General features: G+C 63.0%; 18 protein-coding genes and 1 pseudogene. 14 read left to right on the forward strand and 5 right to left on the reverse strand.

Annotated elements, in window-relative coordinates; translation table 11 throughout:
- Positions 1–97 precede the first annotated feature (97 nt).
- The 5 genes from oxc (at position 98) to K2O51_RS10435 (ending at position 5,893) form a co-directional block, all read left to right on the forward strand.
- The gene (oxc, locus tag K2O51_RS10415; RefSeq protein WP_220630180.1) at positions 98–1,831 is read left to right on the forward strand and encodes an oxalyl-CoA decarboxylase; all 1,734 of its coding nucleotides are present in this window, start codon (positions 98–100) and stop codon (positions 1,829–1,831) included.
- Between the two features lie 54 nt (positions 1,832–1,885).
- Complete coding sequence (gene frc / locus K2O51_RS10420) at positions 1,886–3,136, forward strand: formyl-CoA transferase (RefSeq protein ID WP_011300778.1); 1,251 nt, start codon at positions 1,886–1,888, stop codon at positions 3,134–3,136.
- 180 nt (positions 3,137–3,316) lie between these two features.
- Positions 3,317–3,754: a PAS domain-containing protein gene (locus K2O51_RS10425; RefSeq protein WP_011300777.1), complete on the forward strand. Its 438-nt coding sequence runs from the start codon at positions 3,317–3,319 to the stop codon at positions 3,752–3,754.
- Positions 3,755–4,210: 456 nt separating this feature from the next.
- A complete protein-coding gene (locus K2O51_RS10430) occupies positions 4,211–5,050 on the forward strand; it encodes an alpha/beta hydrolase (protein WP_235679735.1) in 840 nt (279 codons plus the stop codon).
- 159 nt (positions 5,051–5,209) lie between these two features.
- Positions 5,210–5,893 (forward strand): Fe2+-dependent dioxygenase, encoded by a 684-nt coding sequence (locus K2O51_RS10435; RefSeq protein WP_140951522.1) that lies wholly within the window; start codon positions 5,210–5,212, stop codon positions 5,891–5,893.
- 106 nt (positions 5,894–5,999) lie between these two features.
- On the opposite strand, the gene K2O51_RS10440 is transcribed toward K2O51_RS10435, so the two are convergent.
- The 3 genes from K2O51_RS10440 to K2O51_RS10450 all read right to left on the reverse strand — a co-directional run bounded on the left by K2O51_RS10440 (position 6,000) and on the right by K2O51_RS10450 (position 9,949).
- A complete protein-coding gene (locus K2O51_RS10440) occupies positions 6,000–8,243 on the reverse strand; it encodes a TonB-dependent receptor (RefSeq protein ID WP_011300774.1) in 2,244 nt (747 codons plus the stop codon).
- Positions 8,244–8,596: 353 nt separating this feature from the next.
- Complete coding sequence (locus K2O51_RS10445) at positions 8,597–8,899, reverse strand: HAD family hydrolase (protein WP_011300773.1); 303 nt, start codon at positions 8,897–8,899, stop codon at positions 8,597–8,599.
- A 111-nt stretch (positions 8,900–9,010) separates the two neighbouring features.
- A complete protein-coding gene (locus K2O51_RS10450) occupies positions 9,011–9,949 on the reverse strand; it encodes a LysR family transcriptional regulator (protein WP_011300772.1) in 939 nt (312 codons plus the stop codon).
- Positions 9,950–10,157: 208 nt separating this feature from the next.
- Between K2O51_RS10450 and oxlT (K2O51_RS10455) the strand changes: the two genes are divergently transcribed.
- The 6 genes from oxlT (K2O51_RS10455) to fdhF all read left to right on the forward strand — a co-directional run bounded on the left by oxlT (K2O51_RS10455) (position 10,158) and on the right by fdhF (position 19,772).
- A complete protein-coding gene (gene oxlT, locus K2O51_RS10455; RefSeq protein WP_011300771.1) occupies positions 10,158–11,489 on the forward strand; it encodes an oxalate/formate MFS antiporter in 1,332 nt (443 codons plus the stop codon).
- A gap of 258 nt (positions 11,490–11,747) precedes the next feature.
- A complete protein-coding gene (locus K2O51_RS10460) occupies positions 11,748–12,680 on the forward strand; it encodes a LysR family transcriptional regulator (protein WP_011300770.1) in 933 nt (310 codons plus the stop codon).
- Positions 12,681–12,823: 143 nt separating this feature from the next.
- A complete protein-coding gene (locus K2O51_RS10465) occupies positions 12,824–13,042 on the forward strand; it encodes a hypothetical protein (protein ID WP_011300769.1) in 219 nt (72 codons plus the stop codon).
- 673 nt (positions 13,043–13,715) lie between these two features.
- Positions 13,716–15,035: an oxalate/formate MFS antiporter gene (gene oxlT, locus K2O51_RS10470; RefSeq protein WP_011300768.1), complete on the forward strand. Its 1,320-nt coding sequence runs from the start codon at positions 13,716–13,718 to the stop codon at positions 15,033–15,035.
- Positions 15,036–15,219: 184 nt separating this feature from the next.
- Positions 15,220–16,962, forward strand: coding sequence for an NADH-ubiquinone oxidoreductase-F iron-sulfur binding region domain-containing protein (locus tag K2O51_RS10475; RefSeq protein WP_011300767.1), 1,743 nt, complete (start codon positions 15,220–15,222; stop codon positions 16,960–16,962).
- Positions 16,959–19,772 carry a formate dehydrogenase subunit alpha gene (gene fdhF, locus K2O51_RS10480; RefSeq protein WP_220630181.1) on the forward strand — a complete coding sequence of 938 codons (2,814 nt, stop codon included), beginning with the start codon at positions 16,959–16,961 and terminating at the stop codon, positions 19,770–19,772. The genes K2O51_RS10475 and fdhF overlap by 4 nt, the downstream gene beginning before the upstream one ends.
- A gap of 16 nt (positions 19,773–19,788) precedes the next feature.
- On the opposite strand, the gene K2O51_RS10485 is transcribed toward fdhF, so the two are convergent.
- Positions 19,789–20,004: a hypothetical protein gene (locus K2O51_RS10485; RefSeq protein WP_049796501.1), complete on the reverse strand. Its 216-nt coding sequence runs from the start codon at positions 20,002–20,004 to the stop codon at positions 19,789–19,791.
- A 240-nt stretch (positions 20,005–20,244) separates the two neighbouring features.
- Here K2O51_RS10485 and K2O51_RS10490 point away from each other — a divergent pair, with 240 nt between their 5' ends.
- Both K2O51_RS10490 and K2O51_RS10495 read left to right on the forward strand, forming a co-directional pair.
- Complete coding sequence (locus K2O51_RS10490) at positions 20,245–21,501, forward strand: serine hydrolase domain-containing protein (RefSeq protein WP_373460965.1); 1,257 nt, start codon at positions 20,245–20,247, stop codon at positions 21,499–21,501.
- A gap of 67 nt (positions 21,502–21,568) precedes the next feature.
- Positions 21,569–21,820: a hypothetical protein gene (locus K2O51_RS10495; protein WP_140951536.1), complete on the forward strand. Its 252-nt coding sequence runs from the start codon at positions 21,569–21,571 to the stop codon at positions 21,818–21,820.
- A gap of 12 nt (positions 21,821–21,832) precedes the next feature.
- Here K2O51_RS10495 and K2O51_RS10500 read toward each other — a convergent pair.
- Positions 21,833–22,354 (reverse strand): annotated as a pseudogene (locus K2O51_RS10500) (adenylate/guanylate cyclase domain-containing protein); the annotation flags it as partial.
- Between the two features lie 186 nt (positions 22,355–22,540).
- Between K2O51_RS10500 and K2O51_RS10505 the strand changes: the two are divergent.
- Positions 22,541–24,667: a TonB-dependent receptor family protein gene (locus K2O51_RS10505; RefSeq protein WP_220630184.1), complete on the forward strand. Its 2,127-nt coding sequence runs from the start codon at positions 22,541–22,543 to the stop codon at positions 24,665–24,667.
- Positions 24,668–24,949: the final 282 nt, after the last annotated feature.

The raw sequence follows: 24,949 nt of genomic DNA on the forward strand, positions 1-24,949 counted from the left end.
TGTCCGAAGTCGTAGCCAAGCAGCCCGATAGCACCACCGCGGCAGCCACGAAATAACACATTCCCACCCCAGTCAATTTGCATAGAAGGAAGCAACCATGGCAGAAGTCGGAAACGAGCTGCAGCGTCACGCCGCGGAAGAACAGCAGGCACAAACCGATGGTTTCCATCTGGTCATCGACGCGCTGAAGCTGAACGGCATCGAAAACATCTACGGCCTGCCCGGCATTCCGGTCACCGATCTGGCTCGTCTGGCGCAGGCCAACGGCATGCGCGTCATCAGCTTCCGTCACGAGCAGAACGCAGGCAACGCCGCAGCGATTGCCGGCTTTATCTCGCAGAAGCCGGGCGTTTGCCTGACCGTGTCGGCCCCTGGCTTCCTGAACGGCCTGACGGCGCTGGCGCATGCCACCACCAACTGCTTCCCGATGATCCTGATCAGCGGCTCGAGCGAGCGCGAGATCGTCGACCTGCAGCAGGGTGACTACGAAGAGATGGACCAGCTGGCCATTGCCCGTCCGCACGCGAAGGCTGCCTTCCGCGTGCTGCACGCCGAAGACATTGGCGTGGGTATCGCGCGTGCCATTCGTGCCGCCGTATCGGGCCGCCCGGGCGGTGTGTATCTCGATCTGCCGGCCAAGCTGCTGGGCCAGTCGCTGGAAGCAGAGAAGGGCAAGAAGTCGCTGATCAAGGTAGTGGATCCGGCCCCGCGCCAGCTGCCCGCACCGGACTCGGTCGACCGCGCCGTCGCATTGCTGAAGAACGCCAAGCGCCCGCTGATCCTGCTGGGCAAGGGTGCCGCTTACGCACGCGCCGACGAGGATATCCGTGCGCTGGTCGAGAAGACCGGCATTCCGTATCTGCCGATGTCGATGGCCAAAGGCCTGCTGCCCGATACGCATCCGCAATCGGCCTCGGCGGCACGCTCGTACGTGCTGGCTGAAGCCGATGTGGTGATGCTGGTCGGCGCCCGCCTGAACTGGCTGCTGTCGCACGGCAAGGGCAAGACCTGGGGCGGCCCGAAGCAGTTCATCCAGATCGACATCTCGCCGACCGAGATGGACAGCAACGTCGCCATCGCCGCGCCGGTGGTGGGTGACATCGGTTCGTGCGTGTCGGCGATCCTTGGCAAGGTAGGCAACGACTTTGCCAAGCCGCCCGCCGAGTGGTTGAACGCTGTGTACGAACGCAAGGACAAGAACCTGGCGAAGATGGGCGAGCTGCTGAACAAGGAAGTCTCGCCGATGAACTTCCACACCGGGCTGCGCGTGCTGAAGGACGTCATCAAGGCCAATCCGGGCATCTCGTTCGTCAACGAAGGCGCCAACACATTGGACTACGCCCGCGCCGTGATCGACATGTACGAGCCGCGCAAGCGCCTCGACGTCGGCACCTGGGGCGTGATGGGCGTGGGCATGGGCTACGCGGTCGCCGCAGCGGTCGAGACCAAAAAGCCGGTGCTGGCGCTGTGCGGTGACAGTGCATTCGGTTTCTCGGGCATGGAAGTCGAGACGATCTGCCGCTACAACCTGCCGGTGTGCATCGTCATCTTCAACAACAACGGCATTTACAAGGGCATCGACAAGAACCCCACCGGCGGCGCGGACCCGGCGGTCACCACCTTCGTGCCGGGTGCCCGCTACGACAAGATGATGGAAGCATTCGGCGGCGTCGGTGCCAACGTGACCACGCCGGCGGAACTCGAGGCTGCCGTGAACGAAGCGCTGCGCTCGGGCAGGCCCACGCTGGTCAATGCTGTGATCGACCCGTCTGCCGGCACCGAAAGCGGCCGCCTGACCAACCTGAATCCGCAAAGCTCGGCCAAGAAGTAATTCAACCGAATTTCAATCCCGAATTTCACCCGCTTATCCAATAGGAGAACGAAAGTGACCCTCCCACTCAACGGCATCAAGATCATCGACTTCACGCACGTTCAGGCTGGGCCCGCGTGCACGCAGCTTCTCGCGTGGTTCGGTGCGGACGTGATCAAGGTGGAGCGCCCCGGTTCGGGCGATGTTACGCGCACGCAGCTGCGCGACATCCCGGATGTCGACGCGCTGTACTTCACCATGCTCAACAGCAACAAGCGCTCGCTCACGCTGGACACCAAGAAGCCGGATGGCAAGAAGATCCTGGAGCAGCTGATCCGCGAATCGGACGTGCTGGTCGAGAACTTCGGCCCGGGCGCGCTGGATCGTATGGGCTTCTCGTGGGAACGCATCAACGAACTGAACCCGAAGATGATCGTCGCCTCGGTCAAGGGCTTCAGCGACGGCCACCACTATGAAGACCTGAAGGTGTATGAAAACGTGGCGCAGTGTGCAGGCGGCGCGGCGTCGACCACGGGCTTCTGGGATGGTCCTCCGACAGTATCGGCCGCGGCGCTGGGCGATTCCAACACCGGCATGCACCTGGCCATCGGCATCCTGACGGCACTGATCGGCCGCGACAAGACCGGCAAGGGCCAGAAGGTCGCCGTGTCGATGCAGGACGCTGTGTTGAACCTGTGCCGCGTGAAGCTGCGCGACCAGCAGCGCCTGGACCGCCTGGGCTACCTGGAAGAGTATCCGCAGTATCCGCATGGCGAGTTCAGCGACGTGGTGCCGCGCGGCGGCAACGCCGGCGGCGGCGGCCAGCCGGGCTGGGTGCTGAAGTGCAAGGGCTGGGAGACCGACCCGAACGCGTACATCTACTTCACCATCCAGGGCCACGCTTGGGAGCCGATCTGCAAGGCGCTCGGCAAGCCGGAGTGGATCACCGATCCCAACTACAGCACGGCCAAGGCGCGTCAGCCGCATATCTTCGACATCTTCAAGACGATCGAAGAATGGCTTGCCGACAAGACCAAGTACGAGGCCGTGGACATCCTGCGCAAGTACGATATTCCGTGCTCGCCGGTGTTGTCGATGAAGGAAATCGCCGCCGACGAATCGCTGCGCGCGAGCGGCTCGATCACCGAAGTGCAGCACAAGGAGCGCGGCTCGTACCTGACGGTGGGCAGCCCGATCAAATTCTCCGACCTCAAGCCGGAAATCACGGGTTCGCCGCTGCTCGGCGAGCACAGCGAGGAAGTGCTTGCGGGCCTCGGCTACGCTGCTGACGATATCAAGCGGCTGCGCGAAAGCCAGGTGATCTGATCCGGCTCGCCTGTGCCTGAACAGGACTGAGCTGAACCGGACGCCGGAGCGCCGCGCACGCGGTCTCCGGCGTTTTTACTGAAGCGCACAGCTGTGCCAAACTGCATTGCGGCACGTGCCGCGAATCTTTACCGCCAACCTTTACACCCTGCCGCAATGTCCGGCAAAGAGGGGATCCCCATGCAAGCCAGCATCGACTACGAGCAACTGGTTTCCGCCATCGGTGACGCCGTCATCATCTCCGACGCTAACGGCGCCATCACGCTCTGGAACCCGGCAGCCGAACGCATGTTCGGCTACACGCAGGCCGAAGCGATGGGCCAGTCGCTGGACCTGATCATTCCGGAGCGGTTGCGCGGCCGCCATTGGGAGGGCTACGACAAGACCATGGCCACGGGCATCACGCGTTACGGCCACGACCTGTTGAAGGTGCCGGCTGTCGACAAGAACGGCAAGTCGATGTCCATCGCCTTTACCGTGGCGCTGCTGCACGGTGACGATGGCAAGATTTCGGGCATTGTCGCCATCATTCGCGATGAAACCGTGCGTTTCCAGGAAGAGCGGGCGCTGCGCAAACGCATTACCGAACTTGAGGCGCAGTTGAAAGTCGGCGCCTGACGCCGGCATGCGCGGTCAAGTGCCACAACAGCTGGTTTGCGAGAGCCGGGAAGAGTATCTCGTTCTCGCAAGACCGGTGTCAGTCCAGTTCCGACCCAGAGATTTTTTTAGCAATAATGATTTAAATCAATTCATAACTATTCCTTGTTCGAGGGATGTGCGCATAACGCCCTTTCTGTGTGTGATTCGAGGTCCATTTTTCTGGGGAGTCCCTGTTCTATTGCTGCACGGTGCCGGGCAAATCCGTATGTGAAGGCTATGTCCCGCGTGACAGACTAGGTACGTCCGAATGTCAACGAGATGACGGCTCGTTTCGTTTACAAACAATTACGTGCTGAGTAGCGAAGGCGCCGCACGGAGACACAGTGCGGTACCTGGAATAAAGTGAATAGAACAGTGGATGGACAGTTCTTGGGTGGCGATGCTACGGGTTCTTGCAATACAGTTGCAGCCCTATTGATCCACGGTCTCGGCGGTACCGAACATGAGCTTCGGCTTGTCGAGAAGACGCTGAAGGCGGAAGGATACGAAACAAAGTGCGCCGTACTGCCCGGGCATGGTACACGCCCGGAGGATCTGGTCGGCGTAAGGTTCGAGCAGTGGCTTGAGGCCGTATCGGTCGAATATCTCGAACTGCGCGCCAGGCACGATACCGTCCACATCGTCGGCATGTGCATGGGTGCGTTGCTGGCGCTTGCGTTGAGCCAGTTGATCGGCGACAGGCGCGGCCGCGTCGTCGCACTGGCAGCACCTGTATTCCTCGACGGCTGGTCTCTGCCCTGGTATCGCGGCTTGCGGCATCTGGTGTACCGTCTGCCGCGAGCCCGCGACAAATTCCGCGTGAAGGAATCCGAGCCGTTCGGTGTCAAGAACGGCGTATTGCGCGCGGCAATCAAGGCTCGCTTCCTGCGAGGCGACACGTTTCACTATTCGTGGACGCCGCTCACCTGCATCCGCGAACTGGATCGCCTGCGCAGCTACGTCCGCAAGCGCGTACGGCGCGTTAGCCGGCCAGCACTGATTATTCACGCTCGCGAAGATGAGTTGACGAGCCTGCGATCGGCCTACTTTCTCAGCAAGCACATTCGCGCGGCCAAGTTGCTCGTCGTGGACGAGAGCTACCACATGCTGAGCATCGACAATGATCGCAGGCTGGTCGCCAGCACTGTCGCGCAGTTTCTCCGCGAAGACGAGAACAGTGGACAGAACTTCGGCACCGCGCTGAGGGGCGTCTTTGCCGAACCCGCGAACGAGCCATTCGAGGCATTGGTCGGTATCTCCCTGGCCGCCGAATAGTCACGAGTCGCGCAGCAATTGCCAAACGGCCGCCGCAGGCCGTCACCATTTTTCGGCCTCCGCACGTGCTTGGAACAAACTGATAATGATTCCTGTTTGCGTTTGAGGCCGCCTTTACCCTACAATCTTCGATCCCCGACCCGAAGGTAGGCACGAGCCATGATGCTGCAGATTCCGGACGTCCTGTCCAAGGCCCAGGTGGCGCAATGCCGGCAAATGATGGATGTCGTGGACTGGACCGATGGCAATGCCACGTCCGGACATCAGTCCGCGCTGGCCAAGCGCAACATGCAACTGCCAGAGGGCTCGCCTGTCGCGCGGCAAATCGGCGATCTGATCCAGGATGCACTGGGCGCCAACGCGACGTTCTTCTCCGCAGCGCTGCCGCTCAAGGTGTTCCCGCCGCTGTTCAACCGCTATGAGGGCGGCCAGGCGTTCGACAACCACGTCGACAATGCCATCCGCTACCTGCGCGGCACCGGCTTTCGCGTGCGCAGCGATCTTTCCGCGACGCTGTTCCTGACGGAGCCGCAGGACTACGACGGCGGCGAACTCGTGATCGAAGACACCTACGGCCAGCACCGCGTCAAACTGCCGGCGGGCTATATGGTGCTGTACCCGGCCACCAGCCTGCACCACGTCACGCCCGTCACGCGCGGCGCGCGCGTGTCATCGTTCTTCTGGATCCAGAGCATGGTGCGGGACGAAGGGCAGCGCGCCTTGCTGTTCGAACTCGACACGCGGATCCAGCAGGTTGCGGAAGAGATGGGGCAAAAGGATTCGGGCGTAGTAGGGTTGACCGGCGTCTACCATAACCTGCTGCGCCGCTGGGCCGACGCCTGACAGCAACGCAAGCGCCAAAGAGCCTGTTAAAACAACAAAAAACCGCGGGCTCCGGCACAAAAAGCCAAAACCCGCGGTTGCTCGCAACGCTTGAATCCATTCAGCCTCAGAACCTGAAGTTCGCCGTCAGCATACCAAAGCGGCCCGGCGCCAGAGCGCCGTAGTGCGTATGCGCCTTGGTGTAGTACGTCTTGTCGAACAGGTTCTGGATGTTCAACTGCAGCGTCAGGTTCTTGTTCACGCGGTACGCACCCATCAGGTCGAAGCGCCAGTACGACGGCACGTACAGCGAGTTGGCCGGGTTGGCGTAGACCTTGTCGACATAGTAGGCGCCTGCGCCGATCGTCAGCGGTGCCAGTACCTGGTAAGTCGTCCACAGGCTGAAGCTGCTTTTCGGCGTGTTGGGGAACTGGTTGCCGTTGTTGGCGGCGTTCGCGGCTTGCGGGCCGTTATCGATCAGTTCGCTGTCCAGGTGGGTATAGCCGCCGAATACGCCCCACTTGTCGGTCAGGTTGCCGGCGAAGCCCAGCTCGAAGCCCTTCACGCGCTGCTTGCCCGCGTTGACGGTAGTGTTGGCGTCAATGGCCACGCGCGCATTGTTCTTCTCGATCTGGAAGATCGCACCGGTCAGCGACAGGCGGCGCGACAGCAGGTCCCACTTGGTGCCGATTTCGAACGAGCGCGCGGTTTCAGGCTCGAGATTGCGCTGCGCCGCGGTGATGTTGTCCGCGCCGTCGCCATTGGTCGAACCGGGCGGCGTCGACGACGTGCCGTACGACACATAGATGCTGCCGTACTCGACCGGCTTGTACACCACGCCGGCCTGGTAGTTGAAGAAGTGCGACTGGTTGCGGATGTCCACCTGCGCCACGGCCGCGCCGGTGTTCGGGTTGGTGTACGCGTTGGTGAAGGAGTGCGTGTCGTAGTTGTCGTAGCGGATGCCGCCGTTGACCAGCCACTGCTTGGTGATTTCGATCGTGTCGAACAGGTAGACCGATTGCGTATTGGTCGTTGTGGTCTGCGTGTACGGCATCTTGGTGATGCTGCCGCGCCACGGATCGTTCGGGTTCGGATTGCCCAGCGGCGCGCAGTCGAAGCTCGCCAGTAGCGAAGCGTTGCAAGTGCCACCCGATGCGGCCGCGTTGGCCGACACCACGTTGTACGGGTTGTTGTCCGTGTTATCGCGGCTGAACTCGAAGCCGAACAGCAGGTTGTGCTTGAGGCTGCCGGTGTGGAATTCCGACGTCAGGTCGGTCTGGTTGGTCAGGGTCTCGGTGGCCGAGTCGCGGTTCTTGGTGTTGCGCCATACGAAGCCGCGCGGCACGTTGCCGCGGCTGTCGTCGGGATTCGTGACGACGTAGTCGTTCGTTGCACGGCCCCAGCGTGTCGTGTTGCGGAACACGAGGCCGTTGCGGAAATCATGCTGGACCGATGCGGTGGCAATGTCGGACTGCGTACGCTGGAAGTCGCGATCGGTCAGCCCGTAGAAGTTATTGCGGTCGACGCTGGCCGGCGCCGACGGGTTGGCCTTGGTCGCCTGGCTGGACGGGCGCGCGTACGGGATGCTGTAGTCAGGCATGCCGTCGCCCTGCAAGTGGTAGTAGGACAGCGTGACCTGCGTGGGCGAACTCAGGCCGAACGTCACCGATGGCGCAAAGCCCCAAGAGTGCTGGTCGACTTCGTTGCGGCCCGGCACGTCGAAGGACTGGCCCATCGCGTTCAGGCGCACCGCGGTGTTGTCGTTGAGCAGGTAGTTGCCGTCAGCCGTGGCGCGGAAGTACGAATCCGTGCCCACGCCGACCGAACCCTGCACGAAGTTCTCGGCGGTGGGCAGCTTCGACACGAGGTTGATCATGCCGCCGGCCGAACCCTTGCCGCCGAAGGCCGAGCTCGGTCCCTTGATGACTTCGACGCGGTCGATGTTGAACATGTCGCGCGTCTGCGAGGCCGTGTCGCGCACGCCATCGACGTAGATGCTCGACATCGAGTCGAAACCGCGGATGAAAGGACGGTCGCCGATCGGGTTGCCGCCTTCGCCGGCGCCGAACGTGATGCCCGGCGTGGTACGCAAGGCGTCCTGCAGCGAGTTGGAGCCGGTCTGCTGCAGCACTTCGGCCGGCACGACGGTGACGGACTTCGGCGTGTCGAGCAGCGGGGCGGTGAACTTGGACGACTGGGCTTCGTCCACCTTGTAGCCATCGTCCTTCGTGCTCGTCACCGTCACGCTTTGCAGCGTCACCGGCTTCGACGCGGCCGCAAGCTCGGCGGCCGGCTGGTTTTCCTGCGCGCCGGCGCTTTGCATGGCGAACGCCGCGACGGTACCGGTTAGCGCTGCGGCGAGCGGGTTCAAACGGAATTTTTCCTGTTTTCCTTCCACGGTTCTACCTTCCCTTTGTAGTTCTTGACGCGATCAATGCATCGTCATGAAGACAAGTTCAGGCAACGATGAAGCTATTGATGCAAGTCATCCATAACGAAAGGCGATTGTACGTAATTGAAAATAAAAATGCAAATACGAATCATTCGTAATCAATAAAAAAAGTAGACTTCTGTGCATATTGAGTGCTGCATTCCTAAGTCGACGTGCAGGTCCGCAGGTTTCTCGAGGGCCTTTTGTGATGTAGCCCCTGGCGCACAAACCAAAAAAAGCGAGCACGCCCCGTGAGCGCGCTCGCTTCAAGTGGAGATCGGCGTCTCAGCTGTTCAGTTGAGATGACCGACCGCTCGCAGGTATTCGTTTTTCTTGTCGAAGATCAGCTGGCTCAGGAATGCGGCGTCATACGCGGTGAGCAGATGCGTGTGGTGTTCCTCGATGTAGCGGGCCACGCGCTCCTTCTCGCATTCGATGCCGCACAGCCATTCGTACATCGCCTCGTCCCAGCGGAAGCGCAGGCCCAGTTCGATGAACGCCGCGTTGTAGGCGGCGAGCTGGGTGGCGCGCGAAAGCGGTTGGTTGTCACTGCCCAGCGTGGCGGCCGGCTGGCGTTCGATCTCGATCTGGTTCATGGTGTGCCTCCTGTCTTCTCTCTGGCGGTGCGGTAGAGGGAAGCATAGGGGCGGCCATGGATTTACGATAATTAAAGTTTCATCGATAAATCATAAGATATCGTTTATGTATCACGCGTGCCGGATCAGCCCCTCAACGCCTGTGATGCGCTGAATCAGGCCTGCGCCTTCCTCCATCAGGAACTGCTTGAACGCAAGCGCCACGGGCGGCAACCGCTTGTTCTTGCGGTGCACCACATACCAGTTGAGCATGACCGGGAAGCCTTCGATATCCAGGACGGCAAGCTTGCCGGTCTGCAACTCCAGGCCCACGGTATGGGCGGAAAGGAACGCAATGCCCATGTTCGCAATGACCGCCTGCTTGATGGTCTCGGTACTTTTGATCTCCATGGCGATGCGCATGTTCGACAGCCGCCCGGCAAAGCCTTCCTGCATGGAGTTCCACGTATCGGAGCCCTTCTCCCGTGCGACGAAAGCCTCATCGGTGAGCGCGGACAGCGGGATCTTGCGCTGTCCGACCAGGGGATGTGTCGGCGCGGCGACAATCACATAAGGGTGCGGCGCGAACGATTCGTTGATGGTGTCCATGCTTTCGGGCGGGCGCACCATGACGGCGAGGTCCGTGAGGTTGCCAGCCAGCTGGTGCAACAGTTCCTCGCGATTGTGCACCGCAAGATTCAGCGTGACGCCGTCGTGCCGTTCCATGAATTCGGCCAGCAGCCGTGGGAAGAAATAGTCGCCAGCGCTGATCACCGCTACGTTGAGCCGGCCGCCGGAGATGCCCTTGAGCTGCGACATGGCGTCTTCCGCTTCGCGGAATTGCTGGATGATGCTGCGGCTGTAGTGGAGCATCTCATGGCCCGCGGGCGTGAGATAGATTTTCTTGCCCAGTTGCTCGAACAACGGCAGGCCGACGTGGCTTTCGAGCTGCCTGACTTGCGTGGACACGGCCGGTTGAGTCAGGTGCAGTTCTTCGGCGGCACGCGAAAAGCTCATGTGCCGGGCCACGGTTTCAAAGACTTTAAGCTGGCGCAGGGTGGCATTCTTCATCAGTTGTTCCGTGCAATATATAAACGGTCGTCAATGCATATGATAAAAAACTTTAAGCCGTCTGAATCTTAGATTGAAGTAGCATCAATCCCACAGATTTGCATGCCGCAATGTCAGGCGCCGATCTAGTCGTTTAGGGCCCACCCCACAGAGGCCCAGGAAAGCGTCCCGTCGGGGACGCATCAGAACCGCACTAGGAGACAGTTAGATGGCGCAACATCAAGCGGCAGCCGTGTCCGGCAATGGACGCGGCGTGCAGAATCGTTGGTTTCAGTTGGCCGTAGGCGTGGTTTGCATGGGTTTGGTTGCAAACCTGCAGTATGGCTGGACCCTCTTCGTGTCACCGATGGACGCCAAGCATCACTGGGGCACGTCCGCAATCCAGGTGGCGTTTTCGATTTTTATTGTGACCGAAACCTGGCTGGTGCCGCTTGAGGGCTGGCTGGTGGACAAGTTCGGCCCGCGGCCGGTTGTGGCAGGTGGCGCGATCTGCGCGGGCCTTGCTTGGGTGATGAACGCGTATGCGACCACGCTGCCGGAGCTGTATGCGGCCGCGGTGATCGCGGGCATCGGCGCCGGTGGCGTGTATGGCACCTGCGTAGGCAATGCGCTGAAGTGGTTCCCGGACAAGCGCGGCCTGGCGGCTGGCCTGACGGCGGCAGGCTTTGGCGCGGGCTCCGCAATCACGGTGATTCCCATCGCGAACATGATCCAGAGCTCGGGCTATGAGCACGCCTTCCTGTTCTTCGGCATCCTGCAAGGCGTGGCGATCTTCGCACTGTCGTTGCTGCTGGTGAAGCCGCGTGCACCGAAGGGCGCGGTGGCAGCCAAGGCGGTGCTGACGAACCCGGTCGAGTTCACGCCTGGCCAGATGGTGAAGACGCCGGTGTTCTGGCTGATCTACGCGAGCTTCGTCGCAGTCGCTGCCGGCGGCATCATGGCCACGGCGCAGCTTGGCCCGATCGCCAAGGACTTCGGCTTCGCCTCGATGCCGGTGACGATGCTCGGTATGACGCTGCCGCTGCTGACGATGACGCTGTCGATCGACAACCTGTGCAACGGCTTCACGCGTCCTCTCTGTGGTTTCCTGTCTGACCGCTTCGGCCGCGAGAACACGATGTTCGTGATCTTCATCGGCGAAGGCCTGGCGCTGTTGGGTCTGATGAAGTTCGGCCACGACCCGTACGCCTTCATGTTCTTCGCGGCGCTCACGTTCCTGTTCTGGGGCGAGATCTTCTCGATCTTCCCGGCACTGTGCGCAGACACGTTTGGCAGCAAGTTTGCTGCAGCGAATGCGGGCACGCTGTACACGGCAAAGGGCACGGCCGCGATGCTGGTACCGCTGGCGTCGATCCTGTCCGCACGTGGCGGCTGGGATGCGGTGTTCACGGTGGCGGCAGTGGTGACGATCGCGGCCGGGCTGTCGGCGAAGGTGGTGCTTGCGCCGATGCGCAGGCGGTTCATCACGGGCCATGCCGAGGCCGCCGTGCCGGTGTCGGATGCCGCGTTCATGGTACGCACCCATAGGGAAGCCGAATAAACAGGAAGCAGGGAAGGACTGGGGGGGCCGGCTGCATCCGGACCCCAACGCCCCCGGCAAGCGGTCTGCGCACGGCGCAGGCCGCTTGGCATGTGGGCCACGGACACAACAACTCATAACAGGTGGCCTCGCCGCCAAGGAGACAGCCGTGCGCAGACTGAAACCATCCACGCTTGCCGCAGGAACTTCCGCTGCGACGCATCGCGGTACTGCGATGCCGTTGGCGCAACCGAAATGGGACGGAGGAGGAGGGCGGTCATGAACATTTCACTTCCCCAACTGAAGGCATTCGCCGCCGTTGCCCGGCACAAGAGCTTTACGCGCGCCGCGGCTGAGCTGGGCCTCACGCAATCGGCCGTGAGCCGCAGCGTGCGCGAGCTGGAAGAAGAAATCGACCAGCGCCTGTTCGACCGCACCACGCGCCAGGTCGAACTGACGGACGCCGGACAGCATCTGTCGCAACGCATCTGCCACCTGATCGAAGAGGTCGAGCAGACGCTGCGTGAAAGCCAGGGTGCCGCGCGGCCATCGCAAGGCATGGTGCAGATTGCGACGGACCCGGTGCTCAGTTCGATGTCCGTGCCCGCTTGGCTGGCCGGTTGCCGCAAGGCGTGGCCCGCGATCGCCATCCACCTGAAGGACCGTTCGCAGGAATCCGTATTGCAGAGCGTGCGCAGCGGCGAAGTCGACTTCGGCATTGCCACCGATCCGCAATCGAGTGATGACCTCTATTGCGAGCCGCTGTGCGTCGACCCGTATCACGCCGTGCTGCCCGCGCAGCATCCGCTCGCATCGCGTGACGCCATTGCATGGGGCGACCTGTCCAATGCCAACGTGTTCACGCTCGACCAGCAGTGCGGCGTGCAGCCCGTCGTGGAAAAAGCGCTCAGCCACCACCACGTGCGTGCCGGTTCGTTGCAATTGCTTGGGCATTTCGCTGCGGTGTTCGGCATGGTGGCGCTTGGGCTCGGCATCGGCGTAGTGCCATCGCGCGCGCAGGCGGGCGGTCTTCATCCCGCAGCCGTCATGCGGCCATTGCGGCCGCAGGTCACATCCACGGTCATGCTTGTGCGGCGCAAGAGCCGATCGCTGAAGCCCAACGCCGCGGCCATCTGGGATGCGCTGCGCGGACTGGAGTACCGCGATGCCGCCGAACCGGACCGGCAGCCGCCTGTCCCGGTGGAAGTCTAGGATTCAGGGCGGTTCCGGCCGCCGTTGACCGCTGTTGTATTGGAGCAAAACCACCACTGATATATTACATACAGGATATTTACACATACTGCGGCGCAGCATATAATGGAAACTCCTAAACACAAAGCAATGGGAGTTTTCAAATGGAAGTCGCTCTTCTCTTCGTTCTCGGTCTGGGCCTGATCGCTGCCGGTGTCGGCATGACGACCCTGCTGGCTACGCGCCTGCCGATGGACGTGCTGGTGACCGCGCAGGCACATGGCCGCTTCGCAGGGCTGGGTTCGAACCAGGAAAGCGATGGCGTTGGACGCGCTCGCCCGTCGCGTACCGTTGCAGCCGCCGGCGAACTCGCCTACGCCTGATGGCCGCTTGCATCTGGCGCCGTGCCTGACTGAGCGGCGCATCTGACAAGGGCTGTAGCGGCCGGCAACCCTTGGCGCAGTATCCGCATGACGTGTTGTCCCGCAGTTCGCGCTGGCGTTTCGGTACAGCGCTCGCAGCAGCGAAACACGATGAAGCGAAGCCTCGGCCGCCTTCCCTCAGTGGACTGCGTATTCCCCCCGCGCATTCTCTGCCACTGTCCGGCGAACCGCCGGTTCCAGGATGTACCGACGTCTTACTTGTGCAGACAAACGGGTAATGTCTTGATTGTCTCTATCTAGGGACTTTCCCCAGCCCAGCTGTTTTGCCATGTTCCCGTGCTGCGAATCGCGTCATGCTGACGCCTGTTCTGACGCGCGGGATTGATGCGGCAGGACACGGCAACTCCTTGATTTCCAAAGGCTCCGGAAACTTTCGTCTGCCACGTTGATGCGCGTTGCGCACCAGTCGATTCGCCACGCCGCGGCGTGGCGATTTTCCGTGCAAACCGGATGCTGCAGGGCCGCGAAGAATACGCTTGACTTGCGTGATATATCACATACCGTATAGCACTAGAACGGCTCAGCTGTTCGAGAAAGCGCAGTAAGCGAGAGGCGTCAGCAGGCGTCCGCATCTTCCACCACGGGTGGTTTCGACCGCCTAGAAGGAGACATCATGGAACTGCAGCACAAGGAGTCCACGTCGCGCTTTGCGTCGCCGTGGGTACAGCTGGTCTTCGGCGTCATCTGTATGGCGATGATTGCCAACATGCAGTATGGGTGGACGCTGTTCGTCAACCCGATCGATGAGAAGTACCACTGGGGCCGCACCGCGATTCAGGTCGCGTTCACGATCTTCGTCGTGACTGAAACCTGGCTCGTGCCGATCGAAGGCTATCTGGTCGACAAGTACGGCCCGCGTCCCGTCGTCGTAGGCGGCGGCCTGCTGTGCGCAGTGGCATGGGTGCTGAATTCCATGGCGTCATCGCTGCCGATGCTGTACGTTGCGGCGGCCATCGGGGGTGTCGGTGCCGGCGCGGTCTATGGCACCTGCGTGGGCAATGCGCTCAAGTGGTTCCCGAACCGGCGCGGCCTGGCCGCGGGCATCACGGCGGCGGGCTTCGGTGCGGGTTCCGCCATGACGGTGGTGCCGATCGCCAACATGATCAAGTCATCGGGCTATGAAGCCACGTTCCTGTGGTTCGGGCTGGGCCAGGGCCTGATCGTGTTCCTCCTCGGCATGGCCCTGTACCCGCCGTCGGCGAAGATCCTGAGCGAGGTCAAGTCCACGCTGAAGGCAGCCGCCACCTACAACGCCACGCCGCGCCAGGTGCTGAAGTCGCCGATCTTCTGGATCATGTACGCGATGTTCGTGATGATGGCCGCCGGCGGCCTGATGGCCACCGCGCAGCTCGGACCGATCGCCAAGGACTTCGGCTTGCATGACTCGCCGGTATCGATCCTCGGCCTGACGCTGCCCGCACTGACCTTCGCGCTGACCATCGACCGCGTGCTCAACGGCCTGACCCGTCCGTTCTTCGGCTGGATCTCCGACCATATCGGCCGCGAGCGCACCATGTTCTTCGCTTTCGCGGTGGAAGCAGTCGGCATCCTGCTGCTGTCGAAATACGGGCACAACCCGGTGGCGTTCGTGGTGCTGACCGGCATCGTGTTCTTCGCCTGGGGCGAGATCTACAGCCTGTTCCCGGCGACCTGCGGCGATACCTTCGGCCCGAAATTCGCTGCCACCAATGCCGGCTTGCTCTACACCGCCAAGGGCACGGCCGCGCTGCTGGTACCGTTCTCGAGCGTGATCACCGCCGCGACCGGCGACTGGCATGCGGTGTTCGTGCTGGCCTCGGCCATGGCCGGACTGTCCGCGCTGCTTGCACTCTTTGTGCTCAAGCCGATGCGTGAAGCGCATGCCCGCAAGTATGTGCATGCCAATACCACCAGCCCGATGGGATACCGCGCCGTGCCGGAGGACCTGACCTGATCTGATGCAACGATGAAGAGAGCCGTACGGCGTGGCGCTGTCATCACGCAGCACAGACAGCGCAGCCGGTAGCACAATACGAGGAAGACAAGAATGAGAGCGACAGGAAGGCTGCCCGCAAGGGCGTCTTCCTGAACGCCTTTATAGCGACGCCATGATCGCCCCCGCAGGAGACAGAAGACCCATGAATCAGGTTGTCATCCCGATCGAGGCCACCGGCCTTGGAAGGCTGCGCAAGCGCCGCCAGCCCAAAGGCAGGCAGGTGGACGCTGCCGCGCTGGCGGAAGTCCGCGCGGCGCTTGGCGACATGCCGCGCCGCCGAGACCTGTTGATCGAACATCTCCACTGCATCCAGGACCGTTACGGTCAGCTGGCCATGCCGCATCTTGTCGCGCTGGCGCAGGAACTTGGTCTGGCGATGACCGAGGTCTACGAGGTTGCGACGTTCTACCACCACTTCGACGTGGTGCGCGAAGATGCGGACGGCCACATCGCGCCGCCGCCGGCACTGACGGTGCGCGTATGCGAGGGCATTGCCTGCGAGATGGCCGGGGCGCAGGTGCTGATCGACAAGCTGCCCGCCGTGCTTGGCACGGACGTACGTGTGGTGGCCGCGCCGTGCATCGGCCGGTGCGAGAAAGCGCCGGCCGTGCTGGCCGGACAGAAGCCGGTCGATGGCGCGACGGTGGAGGCCGTCGCGAGTTGCGTGGCGGCGGGCACCGTTCGCGATGCCATCGCCGCGCAGAACAGCTATGGCGCGTACAAGGCAAACGGCGGCTATGGCCTGCTCAAAGCGCTTGTGCAGGAAGGCTCGCTCGATCCGGCAGCCGTGATTTGCACGATGGAAGACTCCGGCCTGCGCGGCCTGGGCGGCGCCGGTTTCCCGACCGGCCGCAAATGGCGCATCGTGTCCGGGGAGCCGGCACCACGGCTCATGGCCGTGAACATCGACGAAGGCGAGCCCGGCACCTTCAAGGACCGCGTCTACCTGGAGCGCGATCCGCACCGTTTTCTGGAGGGCATGCTGATCGCTGCCGCTGTGACGCAGGTTGCTGCGATCTATATCTACCTGCGCGACGAATACGCGGGCTGCCGCGCCATCCTGACGCAAGCGCTGCAGGAACTGCACGACGACCCGCCGGTACCGGACCTGCCGCGCATAGAACTGCGCCGCGGCGCGGGCGCCTATATTTGCGGCGAAGAGTCCGCCATGATCGAATCGATCGAAGGCAAGCGCGGCATGCCGCGCCTGCGGCCGCCCTATGTGGCGCAGGTCGGGCTGTTCGGCAGGCCGACGCTCGAGCACAACTTCGAAACGCTCTACTGGGTGCGCGACATCCTGGAGAAGGGGGCCGAGTGGTTTGCGTCGCAGGGCCGGCATGGCCGCAAGGGGCTGCGCTCGTTCTCGGTGTCGGGGCGCGTGCGCCAGCCCGGCGTGCACCTGGCGCCGGCCGGTATCACCGTGCGCGAGCTGATCGATGAATACTGCGGCGGCATGATCGACGGACACACGTTCTACGCGTACCTGCCCGGCGGTGCGTCGGGCGGCATCCTGCCTGCGTCGATGGGCAATATACCGCTCGACTTCGACACGTTGCAGCCGCACGGCTGCTTTATCGGCTCGGCGGCCATCATCGTGCTGTCCGACCACGACAGCGCGGTGGCCGCGGCGCGCAACCTGATGCACTTTTTCAAACACGAGTCGTGCGGGCAATGCACGCCATGCCGCGTCGGCACCGCCAAGGCGCTTGATCTGATCCGCCAGCCGCAATGGGACTTGCCCGCGCTGGAAGACCTGTCCGCCGTGATGCGCGACGCCTCGATCTGCGGGCTCGGACAGGCTGCGCCAAATCCCGTCGATTGTGTGATCCGTTACTTTCCCCATGAACTGCAGGCGGCGCCAGACCGCCCGGAGGCACAGGCATGAACGCGCTGACACGCGCCGAACGCGCGCTGGTGGAATCCACGGAACCATCCGTCACGTTCACGCTGAATGGCCGTGAAGTCAGTGCGCAGCCCGGCGAAAGCCTGCTGAAGGTCGCGCAGCGCGAAGGCTTCGATGTGCCGCATCTTTGCTACAAGGACGGGCTCGACACGGCCGGCAACTGCCGCGCCTGCATGGTCGAGATCCAGGGCGAACGCGTGCTTGCGCCGTCGTGCTGCCGCTATCCGTCGCAGGGCATGACCGTGCAGACGGAGTCGGAACGCGCGCTTCGCGCCCAGCGCACGGTGCTCGAGCTGCTGCAGTCGGACATGCCGGAAACCGACTACACGCGGCACAACGAACTGGACCAGTGGTCCGCACGCCTCGACGTTGGCAAGCCGCGCTTTGCGCCGCGTGAACGCCTGGCGGCGGATCTCTCGCATCCCGCCATCGCCGTCAACCTTGACGCCTGCATCCAATGCACGCGTTGCGTGCGCGCATGCCGCGACGAACAGGTCAATGACGTGATCGGCCTTGCGCTGCGCGGCGATGCTGCACGCATCGTGTTCGACATGGACGACCCCCTGGGCGCGTCCACGTGCGTCGCGTGCGGCGAATGCGTGCAGGCGTGCCCGACCGGTGCGCTGATGCCCGCGCGCGACGCCGCGCTCGCCGTGCCCGATCAACAGGTGGATTCGGTCTGCCCGTATTGCGGCGTGGGCTGCCAGCTGACCTACAACGTCAAGGACAACCGCATCCTTTACGTGGAAGGGCGCGACGGTCCGGCCAACCACGAGCGCTTGTGCGTGAAGGGCCGCTACGGCTTTGACTATGTCCAGCATCCGCAGCGGCTGACCGTGCCGCTGATCCGGCGCGAAGGCGTGCCCAAGCGCGGCGACTTCGTCATGGACCCGGACCATGTGATGGACGTCTTTCGCGAAGCGACGTGGGAAGAGGCGCTCGCCCTCGCCAGCGGCAAGCTTGCGCAGATCCGCGACACGCACGGCAAGCGCGCGCTGGCCGGCTTCGGCTCGGCCAAGGGCAGCAACGAAGAGGCCTATCTGTTCCAGAAGCTCGTACGCACGGGCTTCGGCAGCAACAACGTCGATCACTGCACGCGGCTTTGCCATGCGTCGTCGGTGGCGGCGCTGCTTGAAGGGATCGGTTCGGGCGCGGTATCGAACCCGGTGATGGACGTGGATCGCGCCGAACTCGTGATCGTGATCGGCGCCAATCCCACCGTGAACCATCCCGTGGCGGCGAGCTGGATCAAGAACGCGGTGAAGAACGGCACGAAGCTGGTCGTGGCCGATCCGCGCCGGTCAGACCTGGCGCGCTTTGCCTGGCGCTTCCTGCAGTTCACGCCCGACGCGGATGTCGCGCTGCTCAATGCGATGATGCATGTGATCGTCAGCGAAGGGCTGGTCGATCAGCATTTCATCGACAGCCGCACCATCGGCTTTGAAGAACTGCAGCGCAACGTGGCGGCGTTCAGTCCCGAGCTGATGGCGCCCATCTGCGGCATCGACGCGCAAACCATCCGCGAAGTCGCGCGCGCCTATGCCACGTCGAAGGCCTCGATGATCCTGTGGGGCATGGGCGTATCGCAGCATGTGCACGGCACCGACAACGCGCGCTGCCTGATTGCGCTGGCGCTGATGACGGGCCAGATCGGCCGTCCCGGCACCGGGCTGCATCCGCTGCGCGGCCAGAACAATGTGCAGGGCGCGTCCGATGCGGGTTTGATTCCGATGATGTATCCGGACTACCGCCGCGTGGACGATCCTGACGCCATTGCGAGCTTCGAGGCGCTGTGGGGCATGCCGCTCGACCGCCAGCCCGGCTTGACCGTGGTGGAGATCATGGATGCCATCGGCCGCGGCGAGGTGCGGGGCATGTACATCATGGGCGAGAACCCGGCCATGTCCGACCCCGACGCCGAGCATGCGCGCGAGGCGCTTGCCGCGCTGGACCATCTTGTCGTGCAGGACATTTTCCTGACCGAGACCGCCTATCTCGCGGATGTCGTGTTGCCGGCTTCGGCCTTCCCGGAAAAGACCGGCACCTTCACCAACACGGACCGCACCGTCCAGCTTGGCCGCCAGGCGCTGTTGCCGCCGGGGCAGGCGCGGCAGGACCTGTGGATCATTCAGCAGATGGCGCAGGGGCTCGGCCTCGACTGGCACTACGGCAATGTGGCGGAGGTCTTCGACGAGATGCGGCAAGCCATGCCGAGCATCGGCGGCGTGACGTGGGAACGGTTGGAACAGGACGGAGCGGTGACGTATCCCTGCCATGCCGAAGGTGATCCGGGCGAGCCGGTGATCTTCACCGATCGATTCCCGACTCCCACCGGGCGTGGCCGCTTCGTGCCGGCGGACATCATCCCCGCCGACGAGCGGCCGGATACCGACTACCCGATGGTGCTGATCACCGGGCGCCAGCTCGAACACTGGCATACCGGCAGCATGACGCGGCGCGCGGGCGTGCTCGACGCGATCGAACCTGACGCGGTGGCACTCGTGCATCCGCTTGATCTCGGCTTGCTGGGCGGCCAGCCGGGCGACGTCATCACGCTGGCTTCGCGGCGCGGCGAGGTCTCGCTGTATGCCCGCGCCGATGCCGGCACGCCGCGCGGTGCCGTGTTCGTGCCGTTCTGCTACTACGAAGCGGCCATCAACAAGCTCACCAACGCGGCGCTGGATCCGTTCGGGAAGATTCCCGAGTTCAAGTACTGCGCGATTCGGATGACGCTGGGCGGGGTAGCGCCCGCTCAGTCGAGCTATGGCGGAGGCAAGGTGCTTGGGGCCTGACGATCAGGCCCGGGGCTCAATACTTGATGTCGCGGGCTGTCTGCCGTCCCTGCTGCTTGGAATGCCGCTTGTCCTGGCGGCAGCCCGCGTTGCTCTGGTGGTCGGCAGCACGGCAATCCTGCTTGGTGTGCCGGGCATCCTGGCGCGTATCCTGCCGCACGTCGCGCCCTTCGCGGCGTTGCTGCGCCTGTTCCGTCGCCGAGGCCATGCCTGACCAGGCTGACAGCGCCATGGCAACGGCCAGTGCGGTGAATCGTGGGTTCCATGCACGCATGATGTGATCTCCTGGGAAAGTCATTGACCAGACAGACTCCAATCTAGTCCACCGCGGCCCGGAAATCGCGCCGGGTCTGCCCGGATTCGCGCCCGGCCCGCTTGCGCTTGGCGCGAACGGGCGGCCAATGTCATGATGGCAGGGACGCCGCTTGCGGCGGCACGTCGGCCAAGGCAAAAACCCGGGAGAGAGGTGACTATGCAAGGCAGGGAAACACAAGGAATGTCGCGCGAGCGGCTTGCGCGCATTGAACGTTTCATCGACGAATCCTATGTCGCGAATGGCAAGCTGCCCGGCGCGCTGGTCCAGGTATGGCGCCGCGGCGAACTGGCGCTGAACTCTGTCCTTGGCGTCGCTGACCGGGAACGGCAGGTGCCGCTGGCCGAGGATTCGATCTTCCGCATCTATTCGATGACCAAGCCCGTGACTTCCGTCGCGATCATGATGCTGGTCGAGCAATGCAAGATCGCGCTGGATGACCCGGTCAGCAAGTACATCCCGGCATGGGAGAAACTGGGCGTTCACGCAGGCGGCTTCATGGAGAGCTTCCAGACGAAGCCCGCCGCGCGACCGATGCTGGTGGTCGACCTGCTGCGCCACACCTCGGGCCTGACCTACGGCTTCCAGCAGAACACCAACGTCGACGCGGCTTACCGCAAGCTGAAGCTGGGCGAGCTTGCCACCGAAGGCACGCTCGACGAAATGATCGACAAGCTGGCGGGGCTCCCGCTCGAATTTTCGCCGGGCGAGGCCTGGAACTACTCGGTGTCGACCGACGTGCTTGGCTACCTGGTCGGCAAGGTCAGCGGCATTCCGTTCGAAACCTTCCTGAAGGAACGTATCTTCGAGCCGCTGGGTATGGTGGACACGGGCTTCCATGTGCCGGAAGACAAGGTGGCGCGCTTTTGCGCGTGCTATGCGATCGGCGTGCTCGGTTCGAAGGTCATATCGAACAAGGGGCCCATGCTGCAGGACGACCCGCGCGCCAGCCCATACCTGAAGCCGCCGAGCTTCATTTCCGGTGGCGGTGGACTGGTGTCGACCGCCGCCGACTACATGCGCTTCGCGCGCATGCTGCTGCAAGGCGGAGAACTTGACGGCGTGAGGCTGCTCGGGCCCAAGACGCTGAAGCTGATGACCGCCAACCACCTGCCCGGCGGAGTGGACCTGCCGGCCATGTCGCGCTCGATGTTCAGCGAAGCGACCTATGACGGCGTGGGGTTCGGCCTCGGCTTTGCCACCACCGTAACGCCCGCGTCCACGCTGATTCCCGGCAGCGCCGGTGATTTCTTTTGGGGTGGTGCGGCAAGCACTTTCTTTTGGGTGGACCCGCAGGAGGATCTTATCGGTCTCTTCCTGACCCAGTTGTTGCCGTCTTCGGCATATCCGGTGCGACGACAACTACGCACGCTGGTCTACAGTGCGATCACGGAGACGGGGGCTGCGCCGCGCTGAATGCCCGTGGGGCCGGTCAAAGCTAAAATATGGGTATGTGAACTAGCCGGAAACCGGACACATTGGCATGAGGAAGGCAAACACTCTGATCATCGCGATCACGCTCGCTGCGACGAGCCCGCTCGCGCAGGCGAGCCTCTCCGGGGATGCCCATGCATTCAAGGAAAACGTGAAGACCGCAGGCAAGAAGGGCGGCCATGCCGTGCGCGATGCCACTTTCGCGATCGGCCGCGGCACCAAGGCGGCCGCGCACGGGGTTGCTGATGCGACCAAGCACGGCTATCACGCCACCAAGCGAGCAGTGACTGGACACGATTAAGGCGGGCGTCCCCTATGCGGGGGCGTCGGTGGTTCTGCCTGCCAGCAACCACGTACGCACGTCACCGATCCCCCGGGCCGTAATCAACCCACGTTCTTCCAACAGGAAGGGTTCCGCAAGGCGTCCCCGCTGCAGGCCGTGGCCGCTGCGCTGGTTGAAACGGTCCAGTGACGCGATCATGTCCAACGCCATATGGGCCGCCTGAACGGCGGGGTCGGCTGCGGGAACGGGCAGGCCGGTCGCCCCCATGTAGGCATCGCCGATAGTCTTGATCTTCTCGAGTCCCCGGCGGTCGGCAATGTTGTCAAAGTCGGCAAATATCTCGTTCAGTACCGCCACCAGGCGCTCGGGGCCCATGCTCGGCGAAAAGCGGGTGAATTGCACGAGGTCCGCGAACAGCACCGACACGTCCTCGAACCTGTCCGCGATGACTGCCGGCGGGCCCTCGGCGACGAGATCGGCACGCAGCTTCAAACGCTCGGCGGCGGGAGCGGGCAGCACGTTGAGAAGCAGTTGCTCGGTGACCTGCTGCTCGCGTCCGTTCGCATGTCGGCAATACTGCGTGTTTGCCTGTGTAGTTGTGGCGTAAAGACAACATTTTGATGATTTTGAGTAGCGCGTAAAGCGCTTTATCGCAATGAATCCATAAACAATAACCGTTATCATTTACATTCATGACTTTGTACGTTTGTGCGCTGTTTGCTACAAGGAAGAGAAGTCATGAAGTCGAGCCGATGCGGCAACGAGCCCGCCGCACCCCAGATCGCCCTGCGCGCCACGGCGCTCGCCGTTTCGTTGCTGTGCATGGCGCCATTGGCGTTCGCCCAGAAGGTGGATGCGCAATCGGGGGAGAGTGGCAATGTCGAGCAGGTGCTCGATACCGTGCAGGTCACTGGCAACTGGCTCGGCACCGGGCTGCAGAACAGCGTGAAGACCTTCCCCGGCGCGCGCACCGTGGTGGGAGAAGAACAGATCGAACAGAGCGGCGCATCTAGCATCAGCGACGTCATGCGCCGCGTTCCCGGCGTGCAGTCGACCGATAACTCCGGCACGTCCGGCAGCGCCATTTCCCTCAACATCGGCGTGCGTGGCCTGACCGGCCGGTACTCGCCACGCTCTACAGTGTTGCTTGACGGCATTCCGATGGCAGTCGCCCCGTACGGGCAACCGCAGCTTTCATTTGCGCCGGTGAGCCTGGGCAATATCGACTCGATCGACGTGGTGCGCAGCGGTGGCGCGGTGCGATACGGCCCGCAGAACGTCGGCGGCATCATCAACTTCAACACCAGACCGATCCCCACCAGCCCGGGCATCACCGGGGATGCGTCGATCCGCGAAAACATCTACACCGAAGGCGGCGGCAGCAATACGCAGTACAACGCGTTCGTGGGCACCACGCTCGACAGCGGGCTCGGACTGGCCGTGCTGTACTCGGGCATGACCGGCCGCGAATGGCGCAAGGGCAGCGATGACGACGTCAACGATCTCGCCGTGAAGTTTGCCTACGACATCAACAACACCTCGCAGGTCTACGGCAAGGTCTCGTACTACGACGTGCGCTCGCGCACGCCGGGCGGCCTGACGGTCGCGCAATACAATGCCGACCCGTTCCAGAACACGCGGCCGAACGACTACTGGAGCGGCAACCGCACGGCGTTCGACCTCGGCTACGTGAACACGATCTCCGGCAACCAGGAATTCGAGATCCGCACATTCTTCAACGAGAGCTATCGCCAGAGCACGCTGCAGCAAAGCGCCACCGTGATCGCGCACCAGCCGCGCAACTACACCACGTTCGGCATCGAGCCGCGCTATACGCAGCGCCTGGCGCTGGGGCCGACGACGCATGACATCACCGTCGGCTACCGCTATATCCGCGAACGCGGCGATGACAACGCCTTCAACCAGAATCCGCGTACGGGCGTGGTCGGCCCGACCACCACGTTCGACAACGCCACCGATGCGCATGCCGTTTATATCGACGACCGCATCGCCGTCGGCAACTGGCGCATCGTGCCTGGTGTGCGTTTCGAACATATCGACACCACACGCCAGCAGCGCGGCACGACCACGCAGTTCGACAGCATGAACAACAAGGCACTGCCGTCGATCAACGTCTCGTACCTCGTCAACAATGCGTGGACTGTGTTCACCGACTACAGCACGTCGTTCGGCCCGGTGCAGAACACGCAGCTCAACTCGCAGACACCGAGCAATCCGCTGCAGCCGGAAGTGGCGCGCACGTTTGAAGTGGGTACCCGCTGGACCGACAACCGCATCAAGGCCGAGCTGACGGCGTTCAAGATCAAATTCGACAACCAGCTCCAGCAAGTGCCGGGCCTGTTCCCCGCCACGTTCCAGAACATCGGCGCGACTGACCACGATGGTGTCGAAACCGCGATCGACTACACGTTCGACCGCGCGAGCGTGCTTGGCGGCCTGAACGTCTACGCCAACTACACCTACACGCGCGCGATCCAGAAGTCGGGCGCCACGGCCGGCATGGACGTCCCGTTCTACTCGCGCAATACCGATACCATCGGCGCGCGCTACAACTGGCGCAACTGGACCTTCAACGCTTCGACCACGCACCAGAGCGCGCAGTACTCGGACCTGGCCAATACCATCGCCGAGTCGGCGGATGGCAGCGTGGGCCGCATTCCTGGCTTCCGCACCTGGAACCTGCAGGCGATGTTCACGGTTCCGCAGTGGAAACGTACCGACATCACCATCGGCATCAACAACCTGTTCGACAAGCGCTACTACACGCGTACGACGGACAGCAATGCGGGGCGTCTGGTTGGCGCGCCGCGCATGGTGTATATCCAGGCGCGCGCCGGGTTCTGATTGTCCATGCGGGGCCGGCCAGCGTGGCATACACCGCAGCCGGCCGCCGTCCTGCTAAGTCAGAGCTTGTGCCGCATGCCGAGCAGTACACCGGTCTGTTTGGAACCGGGTTGCACGGTATTCCAGCGCGGGCGCATTGGCGTAGCGCGCCTTCATGCCAGTACGGCGCTACTGTGGCGCCGGCGGAAGCCGTGAAGCAAGATCGCGCGATCCGAAACAACAGCAACTGTCCTGTTGCACTGCGCAATGCCGTGCGGGAGAATTCGTTCCATGGATGCCTTG

The organism is Cupriavidus pinatubonensis (assembly GCF_019602855.1).
In the GTDB taxonomy this organism is placed as follows: Bacteria; Pseudomonadota; Gammaproteobacteria; order Burkholderiales; family Burkholderiaceae; genus Cupriavidus; species Cupriavidus pinatubonensis.

Coding starts and splice junctions, on each gene's coding strand:
- oxc (WP_220630180.1), top strand. CDS start 98: ATGGCAGAAGTCGGAAACGAGCTGCAGCGTCACGCCGCGGAAGAACAG.
- K2O51_RS10425 (WP_011300777.1), top strand. CDS start 3,317: ATGCAAGCCAGCATCGACTACGAGCAACTGGTTTCCGCCATCGGTGAC.
- K2O51_RS10435 (WP_140951522.1), top strand. CDS start 5,210: ATGATGCTGCAGATTCCGGACGTCCTGTCCAAGGCCCAGGTGGCGCAA.
- K2O51_RS10445 (WP_011300773.1), bottom strand. CDS start 8,899: ATGAACCAGATCGAGATCGAACGCCAGCCGGCCGCCACGCTGGGCAGT.
- K2O51_RS10450 (WP_011300772.1), bottom strand. CDS start 9,949: ATGAAGAATGCCACCCTGCGCCAGCTTAAAGTCTTTGAAACCGTGGCC.
- oxlT (WP_011300771.1), top strand. CDS start 10,158: ATGGCGCAACATCAAGCGGCAGCCGTGTCCGGCAATGGACGCGGCGTG.
- K2O51_RS10460 (WP_011300770.1), top strand. CDS start 11,748: ATGAACATTTCACTTCCCCAACTGAAGGCATTCGCCGCCGTTGCCCGG.
- K2O51_RS10465 (WP_011300769.1), top strand. CDS start 12,824: ATGGAAGTCGCTCTTCTCTTCGTTCTCGGTCTGGGCCTGATCGCTGCC.
- oxlT (WP_011300768.1), top strand. CDS start 13,716: ATGGAACTGCAGCACAAGGAGTCCACGTCGCGCTTTGCGTCGCCGTGG.
- K2O51_RS10475 (WP_011300767.1), top strand. CDS start 15,220: ATGAATCAGGTTGTCATCCCGATCGAGGCCACCGGCCTTGGAAGGCTG.
- fdhF (WP_220630181.1), top strand. CDS start 16,959: ATGAACGCGCTGACACGCGCCGAACGCGCGCTGGTGGAATCCACGGAA.
- K2O51_RS10485 (WP_049796501.1), bottom strand. CDS start 20,004: ATGGCGCTGTCAGCCTGGTCAGGCATGGCCTCGGCGACGGAACAGGCG.
- K2O51_RS10490 (WP_373460965.1), top strand. CDS start 20,245: ATGCAAGGCAGGGAAACACAAGGAATGTCGCGCGAGCGGCTTGCGCGC.
- K2O51_RS10495 (WP_140951536.1), top strand. CDS start 21,569: ATGAGGAAGGCAAACACTCTGATCATCGCGATCACGCTCGCTGCGACG.
- K2O51_RS10505 (WP_220630184.1), top strand. CDS start 22,541: ATGAAGTCGAGCCGATGCGGCAACGAGCCCGCCGCACCCCAGATCGCC.